Source organism: Parafrankia soli, from assembly GCF_001854695.1.
GTDB classification, from domain to species: Bacteria; Actinomycetota; Actinomycetes; order Frankiales; family Frankiaceae; genus Parafrankia; species Parafrankia soli.
Genome location: NZ_MAXA01000168.1, coordinates 1 through 1,465, shown reverse-complemented (window position 1 = coordinate 1,465; position 1,465 = coordinate 1). Strand labels below are relative to the sequence as shown.

General features: G+C 71.2%; 2 protein-coding genes. Both read right to left on the bottom strand.

What is annotated here, in order from left to right; all coding sequences use genetic code 11:
- Window positions 1-758 (bottom strand): aquaporin (locus BBK14_RS14070; protein ID WP_071062691.1); only part of this gene is annotated, 758 nt, incomplete at its 3' end.
- A gap of 8 nt (window positions 759-766) precedes the next feature.
- Entirely contained in the window at window positions 767-1,273 is a 507-nt protein-coding gene (locus BBK14_RS14065; RefSeq protein ID WP_071062689.1) for an ArsI/CadI family heavy metal resistance metalloenzyme, read from the bottom strand.
- Window positions 1,274-1,465: the final 192 nt, after the last annotated feature.

Here is a 1,465-nt window from a genome sequence, read left to right as displayed (position 1 = left end):
TGGGCGGCGCCGTTCGCCGCGGCGGCGGTGTCGGTGTGTGGGAGCAGGACCTGGGCGGCCTGTGCCGGGGTGGTCGGGGTCGGTGGGTAGAACAGCCGCGCCAGCCCGTACCCTGCGAGCCCTCCGGCGGCCTGGACGGCGATGAACGCCGGTACGGAGGCGGGGGCGATCCCGGCGAAGGTGTCGGAGAACATCCGTCCGACGCTGATCGCGGGGTTCGCGAAACTGGTGGAGCTGGTGAACCAGTACGCGGCGCCGATGTAGGCGCCGACCGCGGCCGGGGCCCGTTCGCCGCGCCCGGAACGCACCAGCGCGAAGATCAGGAGGATGAGGCCGGCGGTCGCGACGACCTCGGCCAGCAGGTGTGACCCCGACGCCCGATGGTGCGTGGAGATCGAGACCGCCGACCGGTCGAACATCAGGTTCGCCAGCACCGCTCCCGCGATACAGCCGGCGATCTGGGCGGGCAGGTAGGCGGCGGCATCCCGCCACGACAGCCCCCCGAACGCGGCATCGACCGCCGTGACCACGGGATTGAAGTGCGCCCCGGACACCGGGCCGACCATCAGGATGATCGCGTACAGGCCGGCGGCGGTCGCCGCGGCGTTCTCGACCAGCTGCAGACCGATCTGATCGGGGCTGAGCTGCTGCGCGGCGATCCCCGACCCGATGACCAGCGCGGCGAGCAGCATGCTGCCCACCGCTTCGGCGGCCAGCCGCCGCACCAGCGGCGGCTGACTCTCCCCGTCGCCCGACATCTCCGGGGTCAGCGTGCCGTGCCGGCGGACGCCGGTTCGATCGTCACCGTGGGAGCGCACACCGGCCCGCAGTCACACGCCGACCCAGGACCATCGCCCGGCTCGACGGTCCGCAGCTGCGTGCCGCTGCTCTCGGCGATGTCGGCGAGCACCGTGTAGATCTCCCACGGCGCACCGTCCGGGTCATCGACCCACACCTTGTCCTGCAGCGCGTAGCAGCAGGCGGTGTTCTCCTCGACCGCCGTGACCAGCCCGGAGTCCTGCAGCCGGGTCGCGGCGGCGGACACCTCCTCCGACGTCTCGATCTCCACCCCGAGGTGGTTCAGCGCCCCCGCCACCCCAGCGCCACGAGCGTCCGGGTTCTCGATCAGCACCAGCTTCAACGGCGGCACGTCCACGGCGAAGTTCGCGTACCCCGGCCGGCGCTTCGCCGGCTCCACCCCGAACAGCTTCGAGTAGAACTCCACCGCCGCGTCCACATCGGACACGTTCAACGCCAACTGCACCCTGGCCATCACAACCACCCTCGCATCGACATCGGTCTATGCCTGTCGAGCCGAGGATGGACGTGCACATAGACGGCTGTCAATAGCTGAGGCATGCTGGAGGCATGGCGACCACCTCCCCACCGGCGGCCCTCCCCGTCACCGAGACCACGGGCGACCACTCGTCCAGCCTCGCGGAGACGATCGCCGCCTGCTGCACCC